At 45.6% G+C, this 23,890-nt stretch carries 14 protein-coding genes; all 14 read left to right on the top strand.

Features of this window, described 5'->3' with window-relative positions; all coding sequences use genetic code 11:
- From AC1DO4_RS07280 to AC1DO4_RS07215, 14 genes are read left to right on the top strand one after another with little or no spacing between them, the layout of a single operon-like run.
- Positions 1–1,836 carry a sialidase family protein gene (locus AC1DO4_RS07280; RefSeq protein WP_477414324.1) on the top strand — a complete coding sequence of 612 codons (1,836 nt, stop codon included), beginning with the start codon at positions 1–3 and terminating at the stop codon, positions 1,834–1,836.
- Between the two features lie 29 nt (positions 1,837–1,865).
- The gene (locus tag AC1DO4_RS07275) at positions 1,866–3,296 is read left to right on the top strand and encodes a sialate O-acetylesterase (RefSeq protein WP_477414322.1); all 1,431 of its coding nucleotides are present in this window, start codon (positions 1,866–1,868) and stop codon (positions 3,294–3,296) included.
- A 5-nt stretch (positions 3,297–3,301) separates the two neighbouring features.
- The gene (locus AC1DO4_RS07270) at positions 3,302–6,106 is read left to right on the top strand and encodes a glycoside hydrolase family 2 protein (protein WP_477414320.1); all 2,805 of its coding nucleotides are present in this window, start codon (positions 3,302–3,304) and stop codon (positions 6,104–6,106) included.
- Complete coding sequence (locus AC1DO4_RS07265; protein WP_477414318.1) at positions 6,103–8,847, top strand: alpha-L-rhamnosidase; 2,745 nt, start codon at positions 6,103–6,105, stop codon at positions 8,845–8,847. The genes AC1DO4_RS07270 and AC1DO4_RS07265 overlap by 4 nt, the downstream gene beginning before the upstream one ends.
- A 25-nt stretch (positions 8,848–8,872) precedes the next feature.
- Positions 8,873–9,586: a DUF3826 domain-containing protein gene (locus AC1DO4_RS07260; RefSeq protein ID WP_477414316.1), complete on the top strand. Its 714-nt coding sequence runs from the start codon at positions 8,873–8,875 to the stop codon at positions 9,584–9,586.
- Positions 9,587–9,597: 11 nt separating this feature from the next.
- The gene (locus AC1DO4_RS07255) at positions 9,598–10,734 is read left to right on the top strand and encodes a sialidase family protein (RefSeq protein WP_477414314.1); all 1,137 of its coding nucleotides are present in this window, start codon (positions 9,598–9,600) and stop codon (positions 10,732–10,734) included.
- A 12-nt stretch (positions 10,735–10,746) separates the two neighbouring features.
- Entirely contained in the window at positions 10,747–12,147 is a 1,401-nt protein-coding gene (locus tag AC1DO4_RS07250) for an acetylxylan esterase (protein WP_477414312.1), read from the top strand.
- A 5-nt stretch (positions 12,148–12,152) separates the two neighbouring features.
- Positions 12,153–13,046: a sugar phosphate isomerase/epimerase family protein gene (locus tag AC1DO4_RS07245; RefSeq protein WP_477414310.1), complete on the top strand. Its 894-nt coding sequence runs from the start codon at positions 12,153–12,155 to the stop codon at positions 13,044–13,046.
- A 6-nt stretch (positions 13,047–13,052) separates the two neighbouring features.
- Positions 13,053–14,975 (top strand): right-handed parallel beta-helix repeat-containing protein, encoded by a 1,923-nt coding sequence (locus tag AC1DO4_RS07240; RefSeq protein ID WP_477414308.1) that lies wholly within the window; start codon positions 13,053–13,055, stop codon positions 14,973–14,975.
- Entirely contained in the window at positions 14,972–15,706 is a 735-nt protein-coding gene (locus AC1DO4_RS07235) for an L-rhamnose mutarotase (RefSeq protein WP_477414306.1), read from the top strand. The genes AC1DO4_RS07240 and AC1DO4_RS07235 overlap by 4 nt, the downstream gene beginning before the upstream one ends.
- 7 nt (positions 15,707–15,713) lie before the next feature.
- A complete protein-coding gene (locus AC1DO4_RS07230; protein ID WP_477414303.1) occupies positions 15,714–16,793 on the top strand; it encodes a Gfo/Idh/MocA family protein in 1,080 nt (359 codons plus the stop codon).
- Positions 16,794–16,801: 8 nt separating this feature from the next.
- A complete protein-coding gene (locus tag AC1DO4_RS07225) occupies positions 16,802–18,391 on the top strand; it encodes a sodium:solute symporter family transporter (protein WP_477414301.1) in 1,590 nt (529 codons plus the stop codon).
- The gene (locus AC1DO4_RS07220; RefSeq protein WP_477414299.1) at positions 18,391–20,586 is read left to right on the top strand and encodes an alpha-L-rhamnosidase-related protein; all 2,196 of its coding nucleotides are present in this window, start codon (positions 18,391–18,393) and stop codon (positions 20,584–20,586) included. Before AC1DO4_RS07225 ends, AC1DO4_RS07220 begins: the two co-directional genes overlap by 1 nt.
- A 3-nt stretch (positions 20,587–20,589) precedes the next feature.
- Positions 20,590–23,862, top strand: coding sequence for a glycoside hydrolase family 2 TIM barrel-domain containing protein (locus tag AC1DO4_RS07215; RefSeq protein ID WP_477414297.1), 3,273 nt, complete (start codon positions 20,590–20,592; stop codon positions 23,860–23,862).
- The last annotated feature ends 28 nt before the right edge of the window (positions 23,863–23,890 follow it).

Genomic DNA, 23,890 nt, shown 5'->3' with positions numbered 1-23,890 from the left:
ATGAATAAAATCATCAATATATTATTATTTATATTAATTGCTTATACCGCGCAAGCGCAGGATACGGTACGCTACACCGGCAATACCGTGGTTAATGTTGATTACCATCATGGGCAGTTAACTCCGGTAGTGGGGGTGCATAGTACGCAAATTTTGAGGGCCAACCGGGAACATCCCGAGCTGGCTGATGGTTTTGGCTTTACCTATAACCATGCGCCCATGCTGGCTTACTGGAACAAAACTTTTTATGTTGAGTATTTAAGTGATAAGGTAGGAGAGAGCGCCCCCCCCGGCCAAACATTGGTGATCACATCTGCCGACGGGCAAAACTGGTCGAAACCAACCCTTGTTTTTCCTCCCTATAAAATACCCGATGGTACTACAAAAGAGGGGCATCCTGGTGTGGCAAATAACCTGTATTCGGTAATGCACCAGCGTATGGGCTTTTATACCGCCAAATCAAAACGCTTGCTGGTGCTGGGCTTTTATGGTATTTGTTTGGATGGGCACGATGACCCTAATGATGGGCAGGGGATTGGGCGTGTGGTGCGCGAGGTTTTGTCAAACGGAAAATATGGGCCTATCTACTTTATTCATTACAACCCTAAATGGAACGAGAAAAACACAAGCTATCCCTTTTATAAAACCAGTAAAGATAAAGGCTTTGTACAGGCCTGTGATGAGCTGATGGCTAACCCCTTAATGATGATGCAGTGGGTAGAAGAAACTGATAAAAAAGATGCTTTAATACCGTTGCATAAAGATTATAAGGCTTTCAATTTTTATCACCTGCCCGATGGTCGGGTAGTAGGCTTATGGAAATACGCCCTGACAGCCATCAGCACCGATAATGGTAAAACCTGGCCTGCAAATGCCACGCGTGCGCCACGCTTTGTAAACAGCAATGCCAAAATATGGGGGCAACGCACATCCGATGGTAAATATGCAACTGTCTATAACCCTTCCGAATTCAGGTGGCCGCTGGCTGTTTCGGTTAGTGATGATGGGCTCAACTATAAAAATCTGTTGCTGGTTAACGGCGAAATTTCGGCCATGCGGTATGGCGGCGCCTATAAATCATACGGGCCGCAATATGTGCGCGGGATAGAAGAAGGTAACGGTACGCCGCCCGATGGAAAGCTGTGGGTAACCTATAGTATGAATAAGGAGGATATCTGGGTATCATCAATACCTGTACCCCTCACCGAAATAGCCGGTGCACATGCCAATGAAGTATTTAATGAGATACCTTCCGGTAAAGAGCTGAACCTGTGGAATACTTATAGCCCTCAATGGGCCCCTGTGACTATTGAAAAGGCCCCGGATGGCGAAAAAAGTCTTACCCTGAAGGATAGCGACCCTTTTGATTATGCCAAAGCGGAACGCGTGGTGCCTGTATCTAAAAACTTATTAGCTGATTTTACCATCATCCCCGGGCAAAATAATACCGGCATGTTGGATATCGAGTTCCAGGATGAAAAGGGCAGTGCTGCTATCAGGCTCACGCTTGATTCGGCGGGACAGTTTAGGACCAAGGCGGGATACCGTGATAAAAACATTATGAAATATGAAGCAGGCAAACCTTATCATATCATCCTGAAATTAAACACCAATACCCGTTTTTATACCATGAATGTAAACGGCAAGGATGTACTTACCGCCTTGTTTTTTGCCCCGGTATTAAGCATTAACCGTGTTGTTTTCCGCACAGGCGAGGTACGGCGTTTCCCTGATACAGACACACCAACGGATCAAAACTACGACCTGCCAAAAGCAGGCGAATTTGCTAAATCCGCGGTTTATTATATCAAATCATTTAAAACAGGCAATTATTAGGAATGGGTGGCAGAGCGATATTTTGCTGTTTGATTATCAGCTTATTCTGTTTTACAGGCAGCATAGCCCAGGTTGTTTTGCCTAAAATATTAGGTAACGGCATGGTATTGCAGCGCAATCAGCTGGTTCCAATCTGGGGTACCGCCAAAGCAGGCGAAAAGGTAACAGTTAAGTTTAACGGTCAAACCAAAACAACTAATGCAGATGCTGCCGGTAAATGGATGGTGACGCTTAAACCGATGCCTGCTTCGGCAAATCCGTCCACGTTAATCATCGCCGGTACTAATACTATAAAGCTTACAGGTATCCTGGTGGGTGAGGTGTGGCTGTGTTCGGGCCAGTCGAATATGCAATACGAAATGCGCAAGAACAGCAAGGTTAAAAAGCCCGATACCAGTACGGCAAATTCACCGGTTGATGAACTGGAAAGAGCCCACAATCCGCATATCAGGATCTTCTTGGTCACCCAAAAAAATCTTCAAAAGCCCGATTCCACTCATTCAGGCTGGAGTATCGCGGAGGATTCAGCTTTACGTGCTTTTTCGGCGGTGGGGTATTTCTTCGCCAAAAACCTTAATCATGATCTGAAAGTGCCTGTTGGTATCATTTCATCGGCAGTAAGCGGCAGCCGTATTGAGCCATGGGCGCCACAGGAAGCTTTTGATGCTATCCCATATTTTAAAACCAATAACATTAAAATTGAGGGTGATCCCGGTAAGTTTTATTCCAAAATGATTGCGCCGCTGGCGCCGTTTGCACTTAAAGGTTTTTTATGGTACCAGGGAGAAAGCAACTGCTATCTGGGTGAAACCATTAGTTACACCTATAAAATGGAGGCGCTCATCAATAACTGGCGTAAAAGCTGGAACAACAAAAGCCTGCCATTTTATTATGTGCAGATAGCACCCTTTTATTATTCGCAAAGCAAAGGAGCGGTACCTTATACTGAGTTTACCGAACCTGAATTAAGAGAAGCCCAAACCATGGCTTTACAGATTCCCCATACAGGAATGATCATCACTACCGATTTGAACGATGATCTTAAAAACATTCACCCGCCATTTAAATGGGAAGTAGGCCGCAGACTGGAATTACAGGCATTAGCCAATACTTACGGACAGAAAAAGCTTGTTTTCTGCGGGCCGATGTATAAAAGCATGAAAATCACCGGTAATAAGATCATCCTGAGTTTTAAACATGCAGGTGATGGATTGGTTAGTCATGACGGAAAACCGCTTAGCTGTTTCACTATATGCGGCCAGGATGGAAAATTTGTACCGGCCATTGCTGCAATAAAAGGTAATACCGTTGAGGTTTCTGCGGATGGCGTAGCTTCTCCTGTGGCTGCACGGTTTGCCTGGTCGGAATCGGCCCAGCCCAATTTTTATAATAAGAACGGATTACCTGCCGCGCCGTTCCGAACGGATAATCCCCAGAAATTTACACCTACTACAAACTGATTGCCATGAGATCTGCCTGTTTTAAAATATATACCTATGCCTTGTTACTGCTAAGCGGGATAACTGCCCGTGCGCAGGAAACACAAAAGGTATATTTATCGGGCACGGGAAGCGACAACACCGTTAACTGGCAGTTTTTTTGTACCGACGGCCGCAATTCGGGCAAATGGACAACCATCCCCGTTCCATCTAACTGGGAATTACAGGGCTTTGGCAAATACAATTACGGGCTCGCAAAGGATAGCCTGAAGGGAAAGGAACAGGGCTTATACAAATTTGAGTTTACAGTTCCGGCTGCCTGGCAGGGTAAAAGCATCAACATAGTTTTTGATGGCTCCATGACCGATACTGAAGTGAAACTCAATGGCAGATCTGCCGGAGCAATCCACCAGGGATCGTTCTATCGTTTTAAATATGATATCAGCAGCTTGCTTAATTATGGTAAACCCAACCTGTTGGAAGTAACCGTTTCCAAGCAATCGGCCAATGCTTCCGTAAATGCGGCTGAAAGAAAAGGCGATTTTTGGGTATTCGGTGGGATTTTTAGGCCGGTGTTCCTGGAGGCTTTTCCCAAAGCTCACATTAAGCATTATGCCATTGACGCCAAAGCCGATGGTAAGCTAACAGCAGCGATTAAATTATCATCAGTTAAAGCGGGAACAATAACCGGGCAGGTATATAACCTTAAGGGGCAAGAAGTTGGTGGGGTTTTCAAAACGAATGTAAATGCCGGCGATACCCTGGTGAATCTCACCACCAGGGTCGCATCACCCCTGTTATGGTCGCCAGAGTTTCCAAACCTGTATAATGTGGTGTTTACCCTAAACCAGGCCGGTGAAGCGGTACATAACGTAAAACAGCGCTTTGGTTTCCGCACGGTGGAGCTAAGGCTGCACGATGGTATTTATGTGAACAATGTAAAGATCAAATTTAAGGGCGTTAACCGCCATTCTTTCTGGCCTACAACCGGCAGGGCCATGAACAAAAAGCAAAGCATTGATGATATCATGCTCATGAAGGATATGAACATGAATGCCGTGCGCATGTCGCATTACCCGCCCGATGATCATTTTTTGGATGCCTGCGATTCGCTTGGTCTTTTTGTTTTGGATGAGCTTACCGGCTGGCATGGTCATTATGATACGGAAGTGGGTTCTAAGCTGGCGAAGGAAATGATAGCGAAGGATGTAAACCATCCATCAATAGTTATTTGGGATAATGGCAACGAGGGGGGCTTTAATTTTGACCTCGATCATTTTTTTGACGACCTGGATATTCAGAAGCGGCCGCTCATCCACCCCTGGGCTGTGTTTAGGGGCACAAATACGCAGCATTATATCAACTATGATTATGGTACCGGCACCAATTTACACGGGCACGATGTGGCTTTCCCAACCGAGTTTTTGCATGGCCTTTATGATGGAGGTGCTGGCGCCGGTTTAGATGATTTTTGGGAATTGATGTACCATACGCCGCTTTCGGCCGGTGGCTTTATCTGGGATTTTGCAGATGAAGATGTGATGCGCACCGATAAAAATAATGAGCTTGACTCCGATGGTGATCACGCTGCGGATGGCATTGTGGGGCCATATCACGAAAAAGAAGGTAGCTATTACGCCATCAAAGAGATCTGGTGCCCTGTGCACCTGGAGCCGCGGGAAATTACCCCTGCATTTAACGGTAACCTGAGACTGGAGAACCGGTATCTGTATACCAATTTAAAGCAGTGTACATTTAGCTATAAGCTGGTTAAGTTTAACGACCCATGGCAGCACCCCAAGCCGCAGGCCGCCTCACAAACCGGACCGATAACTTCACCCAATGTAGTGCCGGGTCAATACGGTAATTTACAATTTGATTTACCTAAAAACTGGCAGGATTACGAGGTATTATACATAACTGCCGTTGACCCGCACAAAAAAGAATTGTTTACCTGGAGTTTCCCCATTAAAATGCCTCATGACTTTGTAGGACGCCTTACATACAAGCCTGAAACCCATAAAATAACCGTCACCGAAACCGATTCGGCTTACAAAGTGGCCAATGGTAATGGCATTCAACTGGAGTTTAACCGTAACTCGGGTGTATTGAAAAAGGTAAGTAACAGCGAGGGCGAGATCCCATTTAATAACGGCCCCGTATTGGCAGAAGGCGCTGAAAAAACAGGGTTTAAAAAGCTAAGCTACCATTACCAGGGCGATACCGTAATAGTTGAAGCCGCTTTTGAACCTAAAGCCAATATGGCAAAACTAAAATGGACCATGTACCCGTCGGGTTGGGTAAAGCTGGATGTAAAATACTGGCCTATTGGCGAAGAAGGTAACCTGTTGGGCGTAAGCTTTTCCTATCCCGAAAAGGATGTTAAGGGTGTACAATACATGGGCAGCGGCCCTTACCGTGTTTGGAAAAACCGGCTGAAAGGTACCTCAATGGGTGTTTGGGAAAAACATTATAACAATACCATAACCGGTGAGCCCAAAATTGAGTATCCCGAATTTAAGGGATATTATGCCAACCTGTATTGGATGAAGCTAAACGCCAATACCGGCCCAATCACTATTGTTTGTGATAACCGCGATGTATTTATGCGCCTGTTTACACCGGCTAATCCCAAAAAAGTGTACAGCACGGCGCCTGCGTTCCCATCGGGAGATATATCCTTTATGCATGGCATCAGTCCAATTGGCACCAAGTCTCAAAAGCCCGATAAATTAGGTGCACAGGGCTTCCCCAACAAATACTTTGACTATTACAAGGATATAGATATGGCTTTGCCGTTAACGTTATACTTTGATTTTTCGGGCAAATGAGTAAACGCACACATATAGCCCTGCTGATATTTATACTCACATCGTATAAGTGCCTGGCAGGTATTGCCACGCAAAACCTGCGCTGCGAGATGCTGCACAATCCGCTGGGTATTGAAACTATCCATCCAAGGTTAAGCTGGCAGATAACAGGAGAGGGCCGTAATATTAATCAAACAGCTTACCGGGTATTGGTTGCATCAACCCCCGCAAAACTGGCCGCCAACGTGGGCGATCTTTGGGATTCGCATCGCGTAAATTCGGGCGAATCCATCATGGTTAATTATGCTGGTAATACATTAATTAGTCGTACCACCTGTTACTGGAAAGTTAAAATATGGACCAATAAAGGCGAAAGCCAATGGAGCCAATCCGCCATGTGGAGCGAAGGTTTGCTAAATACTACCGACTGGAAAGCCCGCTGGATAGGCCATGACGGCGGCTTCGCCTGGGACAGTGTTTCTAAATTCTCCCGCTTGTCGGCACGTTATTACCATAAACAGTTTGATGTAAAGCCTGCTGTAAAAAAAGCTACCATATATATCATTGGTTTAGGTCATTATGAACTTTATATAAATGGTAACATCATAGGTGACCAGGTGCTTGCCGGGCCACCTACCGATTATACCCAGTCTGTTAAATACAATACTTTTGATGTTACCAATGCAATAAAAACAGGTGCAAACGCTGTTGCAACGGTACTGGGCAACGGCAGGTTTTTTACCATGCGCCCCAAATACAAACCAAAAAAAATTAAGGAATTTGGTTTCCCCAAAATGCTGCTACAGTTAGAGGTAGAGTATACCGATGGTACCCGGCAATTAACTGTGAGCGATAACAGCTGGAAGTTTACAGCTGATGGTCCAATCCGCACCAATAACGAATACGATGGCGAAGAATACGATGCCACCAAAGAGATGCCCGGATGGAACAACACCGGCTTTGACGACAGTAAATGGCTAAAGGCCGAACCGGTTGAAGCGCCTGGAGGCAGGGTAGAGGCCCAGGTGAATGAACCCATTAAAGTTATGGATACTGTTAAGCCTGTCACTATAAATCAACTCAAATCCGGTGCCTGGATCATGGATATGGGGCAGAATTTTGCGGGCTGGGTAAAAATGCATGTAAAAGGCAAACGTGGCGATAAAGTAACCCTGCGCTATGCCGAAACCCTACAGCCCAATGGCGAACTGTATGTAGCCAACCTGCGCGATGCCAAAGTAACGGATGTTTACACCCTGAAAGGCGGCGAAGATGAAAGCTGGCGCCCGGCATTTGTATACCATGGGTTCAGGTATGTGGAGATCAGCGGTTACCCCGGCAAGCCCGCATTGGCCGATTTTGAGGGAGAGGTAGTTTATGATGCCATGGCTACAACCGGGCATTTTGAAACATCCAATCCGCTCATCAACCAGATCTATCATAACGCTTACTGGGGTATATTAAGCAATTACAAAGGCATGCCGGTTGATTGCCCGCAACGTAACGAGCGGATGCCCTGGCTTGGCGACCGTGCGGTTGGCTCTCTTGGCGAAAGTTTTGTATTTGCCAATGGTAACCTGTATGCCAAATGGCTGGATGATATTGCCCAATCGCAAAAGCCGGATGGCGCTATACCCGATGTTGCCCCGGCCTATTGGAATTATTACAGCGATAATATGACCTGGCCCGGTACATACATTCTGGTGGCCGATATGCTTTACCGCCAGTTTGCCGATAAGGCGCCCATTGAAAAGCATTATGCCTCCATGAAAAAATGGATGGATTATATGCGCCTAAAATACATGAAGGATTATATAGTGACCAAAGATAAATATGGTGACTGGTGTGTGCCACCCGAATCGCCGGAACTGATCCACTCTAAAGATTCTTCCCGAAATACCGATGGGCAGCTCATCGCGACAGCATATTATTATCACCTGTCGGGATTGATGCAAAAGTTTGCCAAACTGCTCCATAAACCTGCCGATGCACAGGCCTTTGCTGCCTTGAAACTGAGGGTAGGCAATGCTTTCAACCAAAAATATCTTGATAAAAAAAGCCTTCGATATGCTAACAATACCGTCACCGCCAATTTGCTGCCCTTATATTTTGGCATCGCCCCTGCGGCGAATGGCAAAGCGGTCTTTAAAAATATAGTTGATAAAATCCAAAACGATGCAAACGGCCACATCAGCACCGGGGTTATAGGTACACAATGGCTTATGCGCTGCCTTACCGAATACGGACGGCCTGACCTGGCTTATCGTATCGCTTCCAACGATGATTACCCGAGTTGGGGCTATATGGTAAAACATGGCGCCACCACCATATGGGAGCTATGGAACGGCGATACCGCCAACCCGGCCATGAATTCGCATAACCATATTATGCTGCTTGGCGATCTGATTGCATGGTTTTACCAGGATCTTGCAGGGATTAAAACTGTTAACGCGGGTTTTAAGGAAATGGTGATGATACCTCCGGTAATAGGTCAATTGAATAGTGTAAATGCTTCATATGAAACACTATATGGTTTGGTTAAAAGTAGCTGGACAAATAATAAAGGTCATTTCACCTGGCATATAACGGTACCGCCAAACAGTAAAGCTTTAGTGTACATACCGGCAGGCACCGGCAAGGCTGTAACCGAATCGGGGCAGGCAGCGGATGCCATAAAAGATATTACACTGGTAAAAATGGAAGGCGGCCGGGCTATTTTCCGGATAGGATCCGGCAGCTACAATTTTGAAGTTAAAAGTTAAATCTACCTATCTAATGAGTAAAAACATGAAAATATTAAACATGGTGGGTATGGCATTCGCCGTATTGCTCATCACATCAACCCTAAGTAAGGCACAGGATCAAACAGCAGTAAAGCAGGTGCTATCGCCAGAAGCACAGGCTAAAGCTGATGCGGAGATTGATAAAAAGGCAAATGAATGGGTAAGCTCCCTCACCTTGAATGATACCGCGAAAGCTTCACGGGTAAAAACCGTAGTGACTGCGCACCTGAAAGCTATCCGGGATTGGAACAATAGCCACTCGTACGAATCTGTGCCTGCCGGGATTGATCCGGCTACCGGCAAACCATTGAGCACTATGGACAGGCAGATTATCATCAATTCATCCCTGCCAAAATCGGTCCATGAAAACCTGATGACCGGTCTGCGCAAAGATCTTAATGAAGAGCAGGTAGAAGCGATATTGGATAAATATACCATTGGCAAGGTGGCTTTTACACTGGCAGGTTACAAAGCCATCGTTACCGATCTGACGCCGGTTGAAGAAGCAACCATACTGGCCAATTTAAAGCAGGCCCGCGAGCAGGCGGTGGATTTTAAAAACATCAAGCAGATCTCGGCCATTTTTGAGATCTACAAAACCAAAAACGAGCAGTATCTCAACAATAACGGCCGTAGCTGGCACCAGTTATTTAAAGCTTATGTAGATACTGTTAAAGCTAAAAAAGCTGCTGATGCGGCAAAGAAGACTGCTCAATAAATATAATTGTTATGTACAAGAAAATCTTAGTGATCATATTAGCCGCCTGTGCAATAGCCGGCGAAACATTTGCCCAAACAAACCCCTGGCGCAAAGGCATTGTAATAGATGAATTTATTTACGATAAAGCGCCTTATCCCGAATGTCATGCAGCCACCATTGCCGAAACACCCAAAGGTTTGGTGGCGTCCTGGTTTGGCGGTACAAAAGAGCGTAACCCCGATGTATGCATCTGGGTAAGCAGATTGGTTAACGGCAAATGGACCGAGGGCATCAATGTGGCCAACGGCATACAGAACGATACATTACGCTACGCCTGCTGGAATCCTGTGCTTTACCAGGTTCCGGGCGATAAGCTGTTGTTGTTTTACAAAATTGGCCCAAGCCCTGCAAAATGGAAGGGGTATATGAAAACCTCCGACGATGGAGGGATTAGCTGGTCGGCTCAAACTGCTTTGCCGGATGGCTTTTTAGGCCCGATTAAAAATAAGCCGGTTTTGCTGAAGGACGGCACATTACTAAGCCCGGTAAGTACCGAGGGTAAAGCCTGGCTGGTGCATTTTGAAGCAAGCCATGATTTTGGTAAAACCTGGACAATGATAGGCCCTATTAGTGATGGTAAAGAGCTGAAAGCTATCCAGCCCAGTGTCCTGATTCATAAAGATGGCAGGCTGCAGGTACTTTGCCGTAGCCAGAACCGGGCGATACTAACAGCCTGGTCAAAAGATAAGGGGCAAACCTGGTCGCCGCTCGAAAAAACAACTTTGCCCAACAATAACTCAGGTACCGATGCGGTGACGTTAAAGGACGGCAGGCAGCTTTTGGTTTATAATCATGTGTTACCGCCGGGAACACTGGCAAAAGGCGCCCGTACGCCTTTAAACGTGGCTGTATCGAAAGATGGGGTTAACTGGTATGCCGCAGCCATACTGGAAGATTCACCAATCAGCCAGTATTCATATCCGTCGGTGATCCAGTCGGCGGATGGACTGGTGCATGTGGTTTATACCTGGCGCAGGCAAAAAATAAAACATGTAGTGATTGATCCCCAAAAAATGGATCTGAAAGAAATAAAAGATGGTGTGTGGCCTAAGGTTGATGGGTATACAGCACCAGTGGCAGCAACAGGTGATGCTAAAGATCTTTAAAGGAGAAACGTGATGAAAAAATTAACCGGTATACTCATAGCTTGTTTTACATTACTGTTTTACGCAGCTGGTGCCCAGCAAACCACGGATGGCCTGTACAAAAAATCATTAAGGGAAGTACTTGATGAGATTCAGGACAGGTATCATGTAAAGATTAAATACACCGATGCCCAGGTTCAGGATAAATGGGTAAACTATGCAGAGTGGCGTTTCCGGCCGGATGTGGATACTACGCTGGCTAATGTGCTTACCCCGCTCGATCTGAAAATAAATAAAGAAGGCCCCGGCAAGTATAAGCTAAAGGAGTACGAATATTTCCGCTGGGCTGTTACCGATGGCTGGAAGGAGTTGGACCGTATTGCATCGCAGTATCATGATAAAGCGAGCTGGGAACAGCGCAAAGTTTTACTTAAACCGCAACTGTATAAAGCTTTGGAACTATGGCCTTTACCCGCAAAATCAGCTTCAAAACCTATCATCACTCCAAAAAGAGTATTTGATGGTTATACGGTAGAGAACATAGCTATTGAAATTTTACCGGGTTTATACATCAACGGGTCGTTATATAAACCATCAAAAATAAAAGGGAAGATCCCGGTAGTATTAAGTCCCGACGGGCATTGGGAGCATCAGCGCTACCGTGCCGATTGCCAGTTGCGTTGCGCCACCCTGGCCCGTATGGGGGTTATGGCCTATAGCTATGACCTTTTTGCCTGGGGCGAGTCGCTGTTGCAGTTTAAGTACGAAGATCATCGCCGCAGCCTTGCGCAAACCATTCAGGTTTTAGGAGCTATCAGGATATTGGATTATGTATCATCATTAAAAGAAACGGACACTGCAAGAATAGGAATCAGCGGCGGATCTGGTGGTGGCAGCCATACTGTTTTAATGACCGCGCTGGACGACAGGATTAAGCTGAGCGCACCGGTAGTTTCTGTATCATCCTATTTTTATGGCGGTTGCCCCTGCGAAAGCGGGATGCCTGTACACCAGTGCGGAGGCGGAACAGATAATGTAGAGCTTGCCGCTATGGCTGCCCCAAAACCGCAATTGCTTGTATCTGACGGGCAGGATTGGACAGCCAATATGCCCGAACATGATTTTCCTTACCTCAAAAAAATGTATGGATATTATGGCGCCGAAAATATGGTGGAGAATGTACATCTCCCCAATGAAGGTCACGATTTTGGACCATCCAAAAGGTTTCCGCTGTACAGGTTCATTGCCAAAAATTTCCACCTCAATATTAAGGCGATTGAAGATAAGAGCGGCAATATAGATGAATCAAAAGTAACCATTGAAAAAGAACCGGCTATGTATGTATTTGGAGATAAAGGCGAAAAACTGCCTGCCGGTGCCATAAAAGGGTTTAACCAACTGCAAAAAGTTTTCGCGGTAGCAATAAACAAATAAGGGATATGAAAAGCAGGATGATATTGGTTTTGGGCGTTGTGCTATTTACAATAGGGGTGGTACAACAGGTAATAGCGCAAACCCCATCGGCTAAACAGCGGTACAAGGTGGCCGTAGTTGACCTCATGATAATCAAAAGGCAAAAAATTGGCGCTTTCCAGCTTGCCAAAGATATAGGCGCCGATGGGGTTGAGGTTGACATGGGCGGCCTTGGCGATCGCGAGACATTTGATAATCAACTGGCAAAAGATTCGGTACGGGAACTGTTTTTAAATAAAGCTAAAGAACTGGGTTTGGAGGTACCCTCATTGGGAATGACCGGTTTTTTTGCACAATCATTTGCAGAACGGCCCACTGCTGTTAAGGCTGTTGAAGATTGCATCAATACCATGAAGCAAATGCATGTAAAAGTTGGCTTTTTGCCATTGGGTATTAAAGGCGACCTGGTTAAATATCCAAACCTGCGCCCTGCAATAGTTGGCCGCTTAAAGGAAGTGGGTAAAATAGCCGAAAAAGCGGGTGTGGTGATTGGTGTTGAAACTTCACTGGATGCCAGGAGTGAATTGCAGTTGTTAAAAGAGATAGGTTCGCCGGCTATAAAAAGCTATTTCAACTTTCAAAACGCGCTTGATAATGGCCGAGACCTGGAAAAGGAATTACAGATACTGGGCAAGAAAAATATTGTAATGATCCACTGTACCAATACTGATGGGCAATGGCTACAGAACGACCCCGAAATAAACATGGAACGGGTAAAAGCTATTTTGGATAAAATGGGCTGGAGCGGCTGGCTGGTGATTGAGCGGTCGAGAGATACCAAAGATGTGCATAACGTTAAATGGAACTTTAGCGCCAATGCCACCTACATAAAATCAATTTTTCAAACATCAAACCAATAATTGTTAATGAACATCTACCGCATATTTATCGTCGCTTTGCTGTTAATTGTTGCTTTAACGGGCAGCGTTTTGGCGGCGGAAATATGGGTATCGCCTAACGGCTCGGATAAAAATACGGGTACACAACAGCAACCGCTGGCTACAGTAGCTATGGCCCTTAGAAAAGCGCGTGAGCTGCGCCGCCTGAATGATGTATCCCTAAAGGGAGGGATTCATATTATGGTGGAGAGGGGAGTTTATCAATTATCCGAACCTTTGTTTATTCGCCCCGAAGACTCGGGCACTGCAGATAGCCCCACCATTATTGAAGGCGCTGACAAGGGCGAAGCTATTTTAAGTGGTGGTGTTAACTTAAGAAGCTGGAAAAAGCTGCAGGGAAATATCCCCGGTTTGCCCAAGAATGTTGTCGGGAAAGTATGGGTCGCCAACGCGCCCTTAATTGGTGATGATGTAGTGAATTTTAGGCAATTATGGGTTAATAATAGTAAAGCAACCCCGGCAAGGGAAACAGATGCGCCATTAATGAGCCGTATTTTATCATGGGACCATCAAACCCAAACCTGCTGGATCCCTAAACCCGCGGCTTTTGACACCATGTACATTAAGGGTATAGAAATGTTTATACACCAGTGGTGGGCTATCGCTATACTAAGGGTTAAATCGGCAAAAGTGGCGGGTGATAGTGTGAGGTTATCTTTTTATCAGCCCGAAAGCCGCATCCAGTCGGAACATCCCTGGCCTGCACCCTGGATCTCCAAAAAAACGGGTAACTCTGCCTTTTATCTTAGCAGATCGATACAGTTTTTAAACCAGCCCGGTGAGTGGTGCCTGGATATGGAACATCGTAAAATATACTACATGCCCCGCCCCGGTGAGGATCTGTCCACCGCCAGGGTAACTGTTCCTGTCCTTGAAAATATTGTAAAGATTGAGGGGACGATAGATCATCCGGTAAGTTATATCAGTTTTAAAAACATTGGTTTTCAGCACAGCAGCTGGCTCCGGCCTTCAAAAGCAGGTTTGGTGCCGCACCAGGACGGTATGTATATGCTGGATGCCTATAAACTTAAAATACCCGGTACGCCCGATAAAAAAGGACTGGAAAACCAGGCATGGGTTGGCCGGCCTGCCGCTGCTATTGAAGTGGCTTACGCTGCTTATACCACCTTTGAAGGCTGCCGTTTTGAGCACCTGGCCTCAACAGGCTTAGATTACCAGCGCGGAACACATGATGATGAAATAAAAGGCAACCTGTTTAAAGACATTGGCGGAACAGCCATCCTCGCAGGAGTTTATTCGGATGAGGCACAGGAGGTTCATTTACCTTATAACCCAACCGACAAACGCGAAATATGCACCAACGATCGCATTGAAAACAACCTTGTAACAGATGCCACCAATGAGGATTGGGGATGTGTGGGCATTGGCGCAGGATATGTAAAAGGCATTACCATAGCTCATAACGAGGTTTGCGATGTAAGCTATACCGGCATCAGTATGGGCTGGGGCTGGACAAAAAGTACCAACGCCATGAGTGATAACCATATTACAGCCAATAAGGTTCATCACTATGCGCGTAATATGTACGATGTGGCAGGTATTTATACCTTGTCGGCACAACCCGGTTCGGTGATCAGTAATAATTACGTGGATAGTATTTATAAAGCTCCCTACGCGCATGATCCCGAACACTGGTTTTACTTATATACTGATGAGGGATCATCATACATCACCATTAAAAACAACTGGTGCCCTGGAGAAAAATTTCTTAAAAATGCCAACGGCCCCGGCAATGTATGGGAAAATAATGGCCCGCAGGTGGCAAATGAAATTAAGAAAGCGGCAGGAGTGGAGCCGGCTTATCAATACCTGCTTAAATACAAAACAGTTAACCGGGAAGGGCAGCCCATTAATTATAAAGCGGAATGAGGCCTTTAATTATTCACATCACCCGGAAAAGTTTAGGATTAATGACGGTCCTGGTATTGCTGTTTAATGTAGCTTATGCACGGGAAATTAACAACCCTTACGCTGTCATTGAAATTACCGGATCGGTTGGGAAAACTATAGATCAACGACCGTTATTGAGCCTGGTTAAAAAGCAAAACGTGCCATTATCATCAATTTATGAGTGGAGTAATCATTTAGTTGTTTACGGTAAAAATCTGAATATAAATAAATTATATGATTTAATTAAACAATTGTACCCCGGAATGACAATAAGGACATATAGTCATCCCTTTTACACTTTCAATAAGCAACAATGTTGCGTTAACTGCAACATAGCGCCGGAATGGGACAACATTATACTCACGGCCAATTTGGTGAAAAATCCCAAACTGCAGCAGGAATATTTAAACTATCATGCCAGCCAGTTTAAGAAATGGCCCGAGGTTTCCAAAGGCTTTTGCAACGCCAATTTTCAGCAACTGCTGGTTTTTAAAAATGGGCGGCAGTTGATGTTAGTCATCAGCATCCCCAAAGGTGAAAGCCTGGATAAGCTGAATCCCAAAACAACAGAGAACAACCCAAGGGTGAACGAATGGAATAAACTGATGAAAAAATACCAGGAAGGCCTTCCCGGCACAAAGCCCGGTGAAGTCTGGGTGTTTTTTAAGCCATTGAAAAATGAACAAATCAATAATTCAATAATTCGATAATTAAAACATGAAGGTAGGAATATTAGGATTAGGCGAAGGCCGCAGTACCATGTCGGCAGTATTACAGAGCAACAAGCTGGAATTGAAAATGGTATGCGATATGAGTATTGAAATGTGCAAACGCCGTGCAGCGGAGTTTAACTTTCATAACTATACAACCAATTACCAGCACATGCTGAATGATGCAGACATTGATATTATTGCTATTTATACGCCCGACCACCTGCATGCCGAACATGTGAAACAAGCCCTGATTTATGGCAAGCATGTAGTATGTACCAAGCCCTTTATAGATGACCTTAGCAAAGCCGCCGAATTACTGGAACTGGTTGAAAAAAGTGGAAGAAGGGTGTTTGTTGGCCAAAGCTCCCGTTTTTTTGAGCCGATGAAAAAGCAGCGCCAGGATTATGAAGCAGGCCTGGTTGGCGACCTTATCACCATTGAGGCTTATTATCATGCCGATCACCGCTGGTTTTTAGATAAGCCATGGTCATTACAAAATGCTTTTAAATGGCTTTATGGGGGCTTAAGTCACCCCACAGATTTTATTCGCTGGTATCTGCCCAATATTGAGGAAGTAATGGGATACGGCATGTTAAGCTCAAACGGGGCAAAGGGCGGATTGAAGAACCCCGATACTATGCATTTTATATTTAGAGCAACCGATGGGCGCATTGCCAGGGTAAGCGGCTGCTATACCGGCCCGGTACAGCCCGCTACCCGTGACAGCGAGATGAGCTGCATTTTACGGGGTACCGAAGGTTGCAGCCAGGGCGACTATATGGACCTGCGTTATGCCATAACCGATAAAACGGGCGAAGAAAGGATCATCACCTGGGAGCATAAGCTGAAACATTATTTCCGCTTTGAAGGCAAAAGCCACCATGCGGGCGAATACCAGAATTACCTTGAATATTTTGCCGACAGCATTACCCAAGGTTTTACGGCTTACCCCGATATCAAAGAAGGTGTAGGCACCATTGCGCTGTTGCAGGCTATGGATCGTTCCCTGCAAACAGGCAGGCCGGTTAAAGTTGGCGATATTTTGGCCGAATATCATTTAACCGCTAATCAACTCAGTGCATGATTATCGCAATGAGCAATATTGTGTCGCGTTTAACGGCCCTGGATTACGCGGTGGTGGCCGTTTACCTGGTGCTCTTATTGGTGATTGGCTATCGTGCCAGTTTTAGCAATAAAAACAAAACCAACGAAACCCTTTTCCTGGCCAATAAATCATTGGGGTGGCCAAGTATAGGTTTCAATATGTGGGGTACCAATGTGGGGCCATCCATGCTGCTGGCTTTTGCCAGTATTGGCTATAGCACGGGCATAGTAGCCGTAAATTTTGATTGGTATGCCTTTGTATTCCTGATGCTGCTGGCCCTGGTTTTCGCGCCCAAATATATTGCTGCTAAAGTATCTACCATGCCCGAGTTTATGGGCAACCGTTACGGCGACTCGACCCGGAACATCCTGGCCTGGTATGCACTCATTAAAATGCTCATTTCCTGGTTGTCGTTAGGTTTGTTTGCCGGTGGTTTTTTGGTAAGGCAAATATTAGGAATCCCTATGTGGCAATCGGTTATTGTATTGGTTTCATTTGCCGGGCTGTTTGCATTTGCAGGGGGCTTAAAAGCCATTGCCAAGGTGAATGTATTCCAGATGTTATTGCTCATCGGTGTATCATTAACCTTAACGGTTTTAGGTATAAACAAGGCGGGCGGTCTTTCGGCAGTATTTCATAAAGTGCCCGGCAATTACTGGAACCTTATTCATCCGGCCAGCGATGTTAAATATCCCTGGTACGCTATATTGCTGGGTTACCCGGTATCGGCCATTGCGTTTTTTTGTACCGATCAGGCTATGGTACAATCTGTGCTGGGTGCAAAAAACCTGGAGCAGGGCCAGCTTGGGGTTAACTTCATAGGCTGGCTTAAAATCCTGTCGCTGCCCCTGTTTATCCTTACGGGTATTTTGTGCTTTATCCTTTACCCGCACCTGGATGATCCTGCATTGGCCTACATGACCATGGTGACCAACCTGTTTCCTCCCGGCATGAACGGATTGGTGATAGTAGTACTGATAGCTGTTTTGGTGGGTACTATCGGCTCGTCATTAAACTCGTTAAGTACGGTTTTTACCATGGATATTTATGCCGAAAAGATTAACCGGGAAGCCAGCAACCAGGACCTGATCAGGATTGGCCGGTGGGTGGTTGTTGCAGGCTGCCTGTTTGCAATAGGCATGGCACTGGCTATTGATAGCATTAAAGGGCTTAACCTTTTCGATGTATTTCAGTCGGTACTGGGCTTTATAGCGCCGCCACTGGCAGTTGTGTTCCTGCTCACAGTTTATTGGAAACGCACTACACGTAAAGCCGTGAATACTATTCTTTCGGCAGGTTCGGCTTTTAGTTTGGGTACGGGAGTGGTTTACCTGTGGGTGCTGCCATCTGCTAAGTACCATTTCTGGCCGCATTACCTGCTGCTGTCTTTTTACATTTTTGTTTTTCTTGCCGCCCTGGCTGTTGCCATTTCTTTACTGGATACCTCGCCCGAAATTTATAAACCGGATGCTTCGGAAATCAGCCGGATAGCCAAACCAACCAAACGGGTAAAATTAGCCTGGACATTGCTCACCATAGTAATGATTGTTTTATACCTCATTTTTAACGGACACTAATGAAAAACACTACTACACATAAAAAATTAAACGGCTGGCATTATGTGATGCTGTGCCTGGGCTTCCTGTTTTTTGCTGATACAGCAATGGCACAAAAAGCCACCTGGATCTGGTATCCCGGCGACTATGAAGTATGGCTGAGCAATAAGATGCAAAACAGGCGTACGGAGCGTGGAGCATTCCTGCCTCCTTTCTGGAAGCTGGACAGCCATTATGTGCTGATTGACTTTCACAAGGATTTTGTGTTGCCTAATGCCGAAAAGGTAGAGTTAGCCGTTGAAGGGCAGTACAACGTAAAGCTGGATGGTAAAGCTTTACCGGGCTATCCAAAATCAATAAATATCCCCGCCGGTAAGCACCGGCTGAGCCTTAAGGTATCTAACCAGGCAAGTGTACCGGCCATATATGTAAAAGGACAATACCTGGCATCAGATACCTCCTGGCTGGTTACCTACGAGGATAAGGAGTGGATAGACGAATCCGGCAAAACATCTGATGTATCAGCCACAAAATATGTAGCAGCCGGAGCCTGGAATTTTGATTCATCAGCGCAGCTGCCATCCACATTCCGTTTGCCTGTGGAAGAGCATCAACCCGAAAAAACTGAGAAAAAAGATCATTCTATACTGGTAGATTTTGGCATGGAAACCTTTGGTTATGCCAGGCTGATCGGCTTAAAAGGTAAAGGCAACATCAGGCTTTGCTATGGCGAATCAAAGGAGGAGGCCTTGTCTGCCGCCACCTGCGAGTTGATGGATAGCATCTACATTGATCAGCCGCAAAAGGCCGATGTTACGATGGAAGGTTCGCGCGCGTTCAGGTACATTAATGTATTGTTTGACGATGATATTAGCATAGATAATGTAGCTATGCTTTACGAGTATTCGCCGGTGCAGCAGCGGGGAAGTTTCCGTTGTTCTGATGAGCAGGTTAATAAGATCTGGGATGTATCGGCCTATACACTTCACTTAAATACCAGGGAATTTTTTATTGATGGTATAAAACGCGATCGCTGGGTATGGTCGGGTGATGCATATCAAAGCTATTTAATGAACTACTACCTGTATTTTGATTCGCCAACGGTAACCCGCACACTGTACGCCCTGCGCGGGAAAGACCCCGTAACCAGTCACATCAATACCATTATGGATTATACCTTTTACTGGTTCATGGGTATTTATGATTATTACCAATATACGGGCGATAAAGCTTTCATTAAACAAATGTACCCCCGCATGCAAAGCATGATGAACTATTGCCTCTCCCGCAGGGATAAGGATGGCTTGATGGAAGGCCAGCCCGGTGACTGGGTGTTTATTGACTGGGCTGATAAACTAAGTAAAAAGGGAGAGGTGAGCTTTGAGCAACTACTGCTTTGCCGCAGCCTGGAAACCATGGCTTTATGTGCCAATATCATGCAGGATCAATCCCAGGCTGCTCAATATCAGCAATTATCAACCGGTTTAAAATCAAAAATATTTGCTTATTACTGGAATAGTGAAAAGCACGCCTTTGTACACAGCCGTGTAAACGGCGTACAAACGGATAATGTAACCCGCTATGCCAATATGTTTTCCATCTTCTTTAACTATTTCACCGAAGCCCAAAAGCAGGAAGTTAAAAAATACGTGCTGCTGAACGATAAAATTCAAAAGATAACCACCCCTTATATGCGTTTTTACGAACTGGAAGCCTTATGCGCCATGGGCGAACAAAGTTACGTACTTAAAGAAATAAAGGATTACTGGGGCGGAATGCTCAACCTTGGGGCTACTACTTTTTGGGAGGTATATGATCCGGCTGAAAGCGGCGCGGCACATTACGCCATGTATGGCCGCCAGTTTGGTAAAAGCCTTTGCCATGCCTGGGGTGCAAGCCCTATTTACCTATTGGGTAAATATTATTTAGGCGTTAAGCCAACAGCGCCAGCATACCAGCAGTACCTTATTGAGCCAAAACTTGGCGGTTTGCAATGGATAGAAGGCAGTGTGCCAACCCCACATGGCGACATTAAAGTGTATTGCAGCACTAAACAAATAAAAGTAAGTGCCGGTAGCGGCACAGGAACATTGCGTTTTGCCAGTAAAATAACACCAGTTTGTAAGGATGGTGCAATAGTAGTAAAAGATAAAGGCCTGTATGAAATAACCATTCAAAAGGAAAAAAAATACACGGTAGCATATAGTGCATTGTAAGTGATGATGAAAAGACTGATTTTTATTTTTTTCGTTTTAGGATTTTTGCCCTATAGGCTTTACGCCCAGTTGGTTGATAAAACCCCGGCGCCTATACCCAATGTGCCGGCGGTTTATGATAACGAACCCTGGGAAAACCCATTGGTTGATGGCATAAACCGCGACCCGGCCAGGGCTACAGCTTATTCATACAGCAGTATTAAAGACGCGCTTGTAGGCAACCGCGAAAAATCGGGCAGAATGATGTCCTTAAACGGTTACTGGGATTTTAGCTATGCCGTTAAACCGGGTGATGCGCCAAAGGATTTTTATAAAGGCCGGGCAAGCGGGTGGAAACAGATCATTGTACCCTCCAGTATCGAGATGCAGGGCTATGATAAGCCTATTTATAAAAGTGCTGTTTACCCGTTTCGGCCGGTGAACCCGCCGCATGTGCCACAGGATTATAATGGCGTTGGCAGTTATCAGCGTACTTTTATCCTGCCTCAAAACTGGAAGGATCTGAACATCACCCTGCATTTTGGCGGTGTAAGCTCGGGTTTTAAAGTATGGCTTAACGGCAAATTTTTAGGTTATGGCGAGGATAGCTTTCTGCCGTCGGAGTTTAATATCACTCCTTATTTGCAGGCAGGCGAAAACGTAGTGTCTGTACAGGTGATCCGCTGGAGCGATGGCTATTTTTTGGAGGACCAGGACCAGTGGCGCATGAGCGGCATCCATCGCGAAGTATTGCTGCTGGCCGAGCCCAAACTGAGGATTGCCGATTTTCAGTGGCAGGCCAAGCTGGATAAGCAATATAAAGATGCCGTGTTCAGCATCCGCCCGCGGATGGAGAACCTTACAGGCAAAGCTGTTCCCGGTTATAAAATTGAGGCGCGGCTTTTCGACAAAAATAATAAGGAAGTATTTCAAAAACCGCTGGAACGTAGTGCAGAGAGTATGATCAACGAGATCTATCCCCGCCTGGATAATGTAAAGTTTGGTTTGCTGGAAACAACGCTGAAAAACCCAGATAAATGGAGCGATGATCAGCCCAACCTTTATACACTTACCCTATCGCTGTTGGATAGCGCCGGGCAAACTGTGGAAGTTAAGAGCTGCAAGGTTGGCATCAGGAGCATTGAATTTGGCAAGGATGATGGTAAATTACTCATCAACGGAAAAGTTACTTACCTGTACGGCGTGAACCGGCCCGATCACGACCCGGTAAAAGGCAAGGCGTTATCCCGCCAGGATATTTTAAATGATGTGCGCACCATTAAGCGCTTTAATTTTAACTGTATCCGTACAAGCCATTACCCAATGGACCCTTACCTGTACGACCTGTGCGATGAATATGGCATCCTGGTAATTGACGAAGCCAACCTGGAAACACACGGTCTCGGCTCCAAATTAAGTAACGACCCTATGTGGACAGGCGCTTATCTTGACCGTGCCACCCGCATGGTGATGCGCGATAAGAACCACCCCAGCATCATCACCTGGAGTTTAGGGAACGAGGCTGGCAGGGGGCCAAACCATGCAGCTATGGCCGCATGGATCCATGATTTTGATATTACCCGCCCGGTGCATTATGAACCCGCCCAGGGAACCCCGCAGGCCGAAGGTTATATTGATCCTACAGATTCGCGCTATCCCAAAACAAACGATCACTCACACCGGTTGCAAAATCCAATTGATCAGCCTTATGTAGATATTGTGAGCCGCATGTACCCCGGTTTATACACGGCGCCACTATTGGCCAACCAGCAAAACGGCGACAACCGGCCAATATTTTTTGTAGAATACTCACATGCCATGGGCAACTCCAACGGCAACCTGAAAGAATTTTGGGACCAATGGCGATCAACCAAACGCATCATTGGCGGGGCCATATGGGAATTTAAAGACCAGGGGCTGTTAAAAAAAGATTCTGCCGGGGTATCATATTACGCCTATGGCGGCGATTATGGTGAACGCTACTTTGATAACTTCACCATCAAAGGAATTGTAGCGTCAGACGGGCGGCCAAAACCTGCTATTTACGAATGCAAGCATGTTTTTCAGCCAGCAGCATGTAAGTTGCTTGATGCCGGTAAAGGATTGATCAAAATTAAAAACTGGCATAGTTCGACTTCATTAAGTCAATACGATGTGTATCTCCAGGTGCGGGAAGATGGCCATATCATTGCCAAAAAACAATTCCCGCATATTGATTTGGCTGCCGGTAAGGATACCATCATCAGCATAAAGCAATACCTGCCCCGTTTTAAAACAGACCATGAGTATTTAGCCGATATTCATTTTACACTTGCCGAAGATAAACCCTGGGCTGCAAAAGGATATGAAATTGCGGAGGATCAGTTTATACTGACGGGCTTGCCTGTTGTTAAATCAATTACTGCTAATTACCCGGAGATAACAGCTGATGATGCTAACTCGGCCTATACATTAAGCGGGAAAAATTTCAAGATCCAGGTAGATAAAACAAACGGCGCCTTAAGTTCATATGTATTGCAGGGACAGCAGCAGATATTCGCGCCGCTGTTACCACATTTTACACGGCCCGTTACCGATAACGATCACCGGGGATGGAAAGCCGAAAAAAAACTAAAGCCCTGGTTTATCAACCAGCCCCAATTAAAAAATATCAGCATTGACCGCTCTGCAAAGGGCCTGGTGAAAATTAACAGCACTTACACGCTCATTAATGACAGTGCTTCTGTTAAAGTAACGTATACCATAAACGGAAAAGGTACTATCAAAGTTGATTACAGGCTGGTAGCCGATAAAAACCTGCCCGATCTTCCCAAAGTAGGTATGCAAATGGGCATTTTACGGGCTGATAGCAATATCGCCTATTATGGCCGCGGACCTTACGAAAACTACACAGACAGACGCACTGGTTCCGAAGCCGGTATTTACAATCAGGTCATCAGTCAGTTTATGGAGCCTTATGTGGTACCACAGGAAAACGGCAACCGGACCGATGTACGCTGGATGATGTTGCATAATAAAACTAATGGCCTGCTAATAACAGCCGATAGCCTGCTCAGCATGAGCGCCTGGCCTTATACCGAAGATAACATCCTGCATGCTAAACATACCAACAAGCTAAAAGACGCTGGTTTTATAACCCTTAATATCGACCTGGTACAAATGGGAGTTGGTGGAAATGATAGCTGGTCGGAAGTGGCGGCGCCGTTAGAACAATACCGCATATCTGCAAAGGATTATCATTATACGTTTTATATCGCGCCATGCCGTATAACGGAGGTGTTGATAAAGCAAGAGTAGTGGCTGGTAAAACAAAATTTAACTGATG

Source organism: Mucilaginibacter sp. P5_A6 (assembly GCF_056400585.1).
Note: the sequence above shows the minus strand (reverse complement) of the source record. Positions and strands in the feature narration are given on the sequence as shown.

Coding starts and splice junctions, on each gene's coding strand:
- AC1DO4_RS07270 (WP_477414320.1), top strand. CDS start 3,302: ATGAGATCTGCCTGTTTTAAAATATATACCTATGCCTTGTTACTGCTA.
- AC1DO4_RS07250 (WP_477414312.1), top strand. CDS start 10,747: ATGAAAAAATTAACCGGTATACTCATAGCTTGTTTTACATTACTGTTT.
- AC1DO4_RS07235 (WP_477414306.1), top strand. CDS start 14,972: ATGAGGCCTTTAATTATTCACATCACCCGGAAAAGTTTAGGATTAATG.
- AC1DO4_RS07260 (WP_477414316.1), top strand. CDS start 8,873: ATGAAAATATTAAACATGGTGGGTATGGCATTCGCCGTATTGCTCATC.
- AC1DO4_RS07215 (WP_477414297.1), top strand. CDS start 20,590: ATGATGAAAAGACTGATTTTTATTTTTTTCGTTTTAGGATTTTTGCCC.
- AC1DO4_RS07265 (WP_477414318.1), top strand. CDS start 6,103: ATGAGTAAACGCACACATATAGCCCTGCTGATATTTATACTCACATCG.
- AC1DO4_RS07220 (WP_477414299.1), top strand. CDS start 18,391: ATGAAAAACACTACTACACATAAAAAATTAAACGGCTGGCATTATGTG.
- AC1DO4_RS07225 (WP_477414301.1), top strand. CDS start 16,802: ATGAGCAATATTGTGTCGCGTTTAACGGCCCTGGATTACGCGGTGGTG.
- AC1DO4_RS07230 (WP_477414303.1), top strand. CDS start 15,714: ATGAAGGTAGGAATATTAGGATTAGGCGAAGGCCGCAGTACCATGTCG.
- AC1DO4_RS07240 (WP_477414308.1), top strand. CDS start 13,053: ATGAACATCTACCGCATATTTATCGTCGCTTTGCTGTTAATTGTTGCT.
- AC1DO4_RS07245 (WP_477414310.1), top strand. CDS start 12,153: ATGAAAAGCAGGATGATATTGGTTTTGGGCGTTGTGCTATTTACAATA.
- AC1DO4_RS07280 (WP_477414324.1), top strand. CDS start 1: ATGAATAAAATCATCAATATATTATTATTTATATTAATTGCTTATACC.
- AC1DO4_RS07255 (WP_477414314.1), top strand. CDS start 9,598: ATGTACAAGAAAATCTTAGTGATCATATTAGCCGCCTGTGCAATAGCC.